This window comes from Arthrospira sp. PCC 8006 (genome assembly GCF_046480465.1).
Taxonomy (GTDB): domain Bacteria; phylum Cyanobacteriota; class Cyanobacteriia; order Cyanobacteriales; family Microcoleaceae; genus Limnospira; species Limnospira platensis.
This window is the reverse complement of sequence record NZ_PKGG01000277.1, coordinates 1-5,684: the sequence shown is the minus strand read 5'-3', so window position 1 is coordinate 5,684 and position 5,684 is coordinate 1. Positions and strand designations below refer to the sequence as shown.

The following is a 5,684-nucleotide window of genomic DNA, read 5'->3' as shown; positions in this document are numbered from 1 at the left end:
TGGTACTTCTGGGGCTCGTTCAGTAGTGATTGATACCCATGGAGGGGTTCATGCAGAGGGGGTTTGTAACTGGAAGGAATCATTGGTGACTATGGAATCACCGAAACTCTGGAAAAATGGGTTATTTGAGTTACTTAATCAAATTCCGAAAGATTTATGTTCTCAGATTAGAGCGATCGCCATTAATGGCACTTCTGCTACAGTGTTATTATGTGATKAGATGGGGAATCCAGTCACGGCACCGATGGCTTATAATCATAGTTGTGATGGGGCTATTGTGGAGAGACTCAAAGCGATCGCTCCCCCAGACCATCCGGTTTTGAGTAGTACCTCTAGCTTGGTAAAATTACTCTGGTGGCAAGAAAATCTTACGCCGCCGCCAAAGGGAAAGTTATATTTTTTACATCAAGGAGACTGGCTAGGATTTTTATTACATGATAAGTTAGGTATTAGTGACTATCATAATAGTCTCAAACTTGGCTATGATGTGGTGAATCTTTGCTATCAGTCGTGGTTGTTAAGGGCTATTCAATGGGAGGGTAAAATTAGGCCGATATTGCCGCAAGTTCTGACCCCAGGAACCTGTATCAGCCCTATTAATGGAGAATTAAGCGATCGCTTTGGATTTCGCCGAGATTGTATAATTAGAGCGGGAACTACAGATAGTATTGCGGCTTTCATAGCCTCCGGCGCTAGTTACCCAGGGGAGGCTGTCACTTCCCTGGGTTCAACTCTGGTGTTAAAGCTGTTAAGTCCTAGGGCTATCAATGTTGCTAAATATGGCATTTATAGCCACAGGTTTGGTGATTTGTGGCTGACTGGCGGCGCTTCTAATACGGGGGGTGCCCTATTGCGACACTTTTTTAGCGATCGCMAATTGGAAAGTCTCAGCCGCCAGATTAATCCTAACATTCCCTGTTACCTAGATTATTATCCCCTATTGCAACCGGGCGATCGCTTTCCTATCAATGACCCCAATTTGTTACCCCGTCTTGAACCTCGCCCCAGTAATGATGTAGAATTTCTCCATGGCTTGCTAAATGCGATCGCTCGCATTGAGTCTCAAGGTTATCAACTTTTACAGAACCTTGGCGCAAGTCCTCTCCAGCGCGTCTATACTGCTGGCGGTGGGTCACAAAATTCCACCTGGACTACTATTCGCCAACATCATCTCCAAGTCCCTGTAATCCCTTCTCCACACACCCAAGCCGCCTACGGAACAGCCTGTTTGGCTATGGGGGGGAAGTTGATTAAAAAATCAAATTGTTAAGAAATGTTAAAAAAATCGACCTTTTTTGGGGGGTGGTTGACTTGCGGGGAGGTTGACGCTATACTTTTAGATAATGGGAATAGTGACATTTTTAAAAAAGAAGGTAATATTTCGATTATCTAACATTACTATGTTAATTATAAACAATTGCCGCCACCCTGTCAACCCCTGAGCCGGGGGCGATCGCAAGTTGATTAAAAAATCAAATTGTTAAGAAATGTTAAAAAATCGACCTTTTTTGTGGGGGTGGTTGACTTGCGGGGAGGTTGACGCTATACTTTTAGATAATGGGAATAGTGACATTTTTAAAAAAGAAGGTAATATTTCGATTATTTAACATTACTATGTTAATTATAAACAATTGTCGCCGCCCTGTCAACCCCTGAGCCGGGGGCGATCGCAAGTTGATTAAAAAATCAAATTGTTAAGAAATGTTAAAAAATCGACCTTTTTTGTGGGGGTGGTTGACTTGCGGGGAGGTTGACGCTATACTTTTAGATAATGGGAATAGTGACATTTTTAAAAAAGAAGGTAATATTTCGATTATTTAACATTACTATGTTAATTATAAACAATTGTCGCCGCCCTGTCAACCCCTGAGCCGGGGGCGATCGCGAGTTGATTAAAAAATCAAACTTTCGGATAGCGAATAACTGATAAACTGATAAACTGTTTTGAGGCTATATCAAAATAATCAGAAGTATGGCAAAACCTAAGCGCATCGGGATTCTGACCAGCGGTGGTGACTGTGCTGGATTAAATGCAGTGATTCGGGCGGCGGTATATCGAGCCCAGGGCACTTATGGCTGGGAAGTAATGGGGATACGCCAAGCCACCCACGGCTTAATGATGCGTCCTCCATCAGCGACACCGTTAACCATAGAAAAAGTAGATCCAATTCTAACAGCAGGGGGGACAATTCTAGGGACAACCAATAAAGGAGATCCCTTTGCTTTTCCGATGGCCGATGGTAGTGTGCAAGATCGCTCCCAAGAAATCATTGACGGGTATCATGAATTAGGATTAGATGCGCTGATTGGCATTGGTGGGGATGGTAGTTTAGCAATTTTAAGGCGTTTAGCAGTTCAGGGAAATCTGAACCTAGTTGGTGTGCCGAAAACCATAGATAATGATGTTGGTAGCACCGATCTATCAATCGGATTTGATACCGCTGTGAATATCGCGACCGAAGCCTTAGATAGGTTGCACTTCACGGCGGCCAGCCATAGCCGGGTCATGATTTTAGAAGTTATGGGAAGGGATGCGGGACACATTGCTCTCCATGCGGGAATTGCGGGGGGTGCGGATGTAATTCTGATTCCAGAAATTCCCTACAGTCTGGATAGTATTTGTCAAAAAATTGAGGATTTGCAGCATCAGGGAAAAAACTACTGTCTGGTGATTGTAGCGGAGGCGGTGAGGACTGGTGCGGGAGAAACGATGATGACGACTAATCAATTAGGTCAATCTCGGCTGGGTGGTATTGGTCATTATTTAGCCGATCGCATTTCCGAGGCTAGTGGTGCAGAAACGAGAGTGACGGTTTTAGGCCATATTCAAAGGGGGGGAACTCCTTCTTCTGTGGAACGTTTAATCGGATCAGCTTTTGGGGTAGCAGCAGTAGACTTAATTGCAGATGGTAAGTTTGACCAGATGGTAACTTGGCGTAACCGTCATGTGGAAAGTGTACCCATTGTGGAGGCGATCGCTCAGTATAAGGGTGTTGATACTAATGATATTCTAGTAAAGACAGCTCGCAGTATGGGAATCTGTTTAGGAGATTAACAATAGAAGCGGTGCTTTGGGGTGGGAATGAATCGTCAAATTTTACTGGAAAATCAACTCAAGCATTGGCACGAAGTAATAAGCGATCGCCCTAGAGATCCAGATGCTTACATTCGCCGGGGGATGGTGTATTTCAAACTTGGTCAAATTGCCGAATCAATTAAGGACTTCGACCAAGCGGAAGCCTTAGACCCCCGGATTAAACCATACCTGTGGCAGCGTGGTTTATCGTATTATTATGGGGAACAGTTCCAAGCAGGTGCGGAGCAGTTTGAGATTGATCTGACTGTGAACTCCCAAGATGTTGAGGAGACAGTATGGCGATATCTTTGTCAGGCCAAATTACAGGGGGTAGAATCAGCTAGAATATCTTTATTGCCTGTCTCAGGTGATTCTCGGACAATCATGGGACAAGTTTACAGCCTATATCAGGGAAATTGTAGCCCGGATGAAGTGCTCAATAGGGGAACCTGGTTAGGACAAGGGGGTAGATTTTACGCCCATCTTTATGTGGGATTATATTATGAGGCGGCGGGTGATCAGGAGCGATCGCGTTATTTTATCACCCAAGCAGCTACTCAGTATAAACTCAATGACTATATGTGGGATCTGTCTGTAGTTCACTGTCAACTGAGAGGATGGCAATAAAATTGAAATTAGGAATCTGAAACTATGACTTTGTTAGGAAACATCATCTGGTTAATTTTCGGAGGGTTTTTATCTGGATTAGGTTACATTATTGGTGGCATCACTATTTGTTTAAGCATTATCGGCATTCCCTTTGGTATCCAAGCGATTAAACTAGGGTTTGCTACCATGACTCCTTTTGGTAAAGAAAGCGTAGTTTCCCAGGATTCATCTAATCTGTTAACCATGATTTTTAACGTGGTGTGGGTAATATTTTTTGGCTGGGAAATCGCCTTATCCCATTTAGTGCATGGTTTAATTTTAGCAATTACCATCATTGGGATTCCTTTTGCTAAACAACACTTTAAACTCATCCCTATGGCTTTATTACCCTTTGGTCGTGAATTTCGCGATATTTGAAGATAACCCGAATGAGGTTAATGGTAATCAACCAAAGCAGCTACTTCTTAGATAATTCATGCCTCGCTCACCTAAATTAACCTTTGAACGCGGTACATTAACCTTGCATCCTCCCCCCAAAGGTAGAGGTTGGATTGATTACGCAGTTTGGGATGATCGGGTCGAGAAGTTTCGTGTACCTGCGATTTCTTACCCTTTTCTGATCAAGTGTTTACAAGAGGAAAAAGTAGATTTTATTGACGAAGCGAAAATCTTCCATCCCTTAAAGTTAGTTTCCCGCCTAGAAATGTCGCCTTATGTGCATCAACAAGAGGCTTTAAGCGCCTGGGAAAATGGCGGGAATAGGGGAGTTGTGGTATTACCGACAGCTTCAGGAAAAACCTACCTGGCGCAATTAGCTATAGAAGCGATCGCCTGTAGTACCCTAGTGGTAGTGCCAACCCTAGATTTAATGCACCAGTGGTATGCTCATCTAGTAGCTGCTTTCCCAGAGGCAGATATTGGGCTGTTGGGGGGCGGTTCACGGGATAAAACATCGATTTTGGTCGCCACATACGACTCAGCCACCTTGCAGGCGGAAACCCTGGGAAATCGCTATGGTTTATTGGTGTTTGATGAATGTCACCACCTCCCCACAGACTTCTATCGAGTGATTGCAGAATATGCGATCGCCCCCTATCGTCTAGGACTAACGGCGACCCCAGATAGGTCTGACGGTCGCCACAGTGATTTAAACCATTTAATCGGTCCGACGGTTTATCATCGCACACCGGAACAATTAGCGGGGGTGGCTTTAGCGGATCATGATATTGTGCAGATTAAGGTTAAACTGTCGGAACCGGAAGGCGATCGCTATCAAGAGTTAATTAAAGTTAGAAACGATTTTCTCAAAAGCCAAAATATCCGCCTAGGTAGTTTAGACGGTTGGAAACAATTTGTGATGGTCAGTGGGCGATCGGCTTCTGGTCGTCGGGCGATGTTAGCCCATCGTCAAGCTAAAGAAATCGCCCTTTGTACTGATGGAAAGTTACGGATATTAGGGGATATTCTCAGCCAAAATTACCCGGAAAGAACCCTAATTTTTACAGTAGATAATACTACGGTTTACCGAATTTCCCAAGATTTCTTAATCCCGGCTATCACCCATCAAACGCCTGTGAAAGAACGTCATCAAATCCTGGATAAATTTCGCCAAGGAGACTATCGAACCCTGGTGGCTTCCCATGTTCTGAATGAAGGGGTTGATGTTCCCGATGCCAAAATTGCAATTATTTTATCAGGTACTGGGTCGGAGCGGGAATATATCCAACGCCTAGGAAGGGTATTGCGTAAGGGAAGCCAAACGGGAAAAAGGGCGGTTTTGTATGAGGTAATTACTGAAAATACCAGCGAAGAACAGACCTCCCAAAGGCGGCGGGGTCACCAAAAGCCCCAACGTGAAAAACCCAAGATTTCGCCACCTACCGGATTATATGATATAGAGCGATCGTCATCTCCCAAAGCGGCAGAATCTTCAGAAAAATGGGATATTGATAATTAATAATTGTAGGGGCGGGTTCTGGTGTCAATTCTCAATTCCCCA

Annotated in this window: 5 protein-coding genes; all 5 read left to right on the top strand. The window is 44.2% G+C overall.

The annotated features are described in order from the left end of the window. The coding region (locus tag B9T16_RS24920; protein WP_410246026.1) for an FGGY-family carbohydrate kinase at window positions 1–1,270 on the top strand (1,270 nt) is incomplete at its 5' end. A 702-nt stretch (window positions 1,271–1,972) separates the two neighbouring features. Continuing rightward, window positions 1,973–3,055: an ATP-dependent 6-phosphofructokinase gene (locus B9T16_RS24915; protein ID WP_006616349.1), complete on the top strand. Its 1,083-nt coding sequence runs from the start codon at window positions 1,973–1,975 to the stop codon at window positions 3,053–3,055. A gap of 27 nt (window positions 3,056–3,082) precedes the next feature. Then, entirely contained in the window at window positions 3,083–3,703 is a 621-nt protein-coding gene (locus B9T16_RS24910) for a tetratricopeptide repeat protein (RefSeq protein ID WP_006616350.1), read from the top strand. A gap of 24 nt (window positions 3,704–3,727) precedes the next feature. Then, complete coding sequence (locus B9T16_RS24905; protein WP_006616351.1) at window positions 3,728–4,102, top strand: YccF domain-containing protein; 375 nt, start codon at window positions 3,728–3,730, stop codon at window positions 4,100–4,102. Between the two features lie 58 nt (window positions 4,103–4,160). Further along, window positions 4,161–5,642 (top strand): DEAD/DEAH box helicase, encoded by a 1,482-nt coding sequence (locus tag B9T16_RS24900; RefSeq protein WP_006616352.1) that lies wholly within the window; start codon window positions 4,161–4,163, stop codon window positions 5,640–5,642. Window positions 5,643–5,684: the final 42 nt, after the last annotated feature.

Bases quoted from the DNA above. Each gene is read 5' to 3' on its own strand.
- B9T16_RS24915 (WP_006616349.1), top strand. From the start codon at position 1,973: ATGGCAAAACCTAAGCGCATCGGGATTCTGACCAGCGGTGGTGACTGT.
- B9T16_RS24910 (WP_006616350.1), top strand. From the start codon at position 3,083: ATGAATCGTCAAATTTTACTGGAAAATCAACTCAAGCATTGGCACGAA.
- B9T16_RS24905 (WP_006616351.1), top strand. From the start codon at position 3,728: ATGACTTTGTTAGGAAACATCATCTGGTTAATTTTCGGAGGGTTTTTA.
- B9T16_RS24900 (WP_006616352.1), top strand. From the start codon at position 4,161: ATGCCTCGCTCACCTAAATTAACCTTTGAACGCGGTACATTAACCTTG.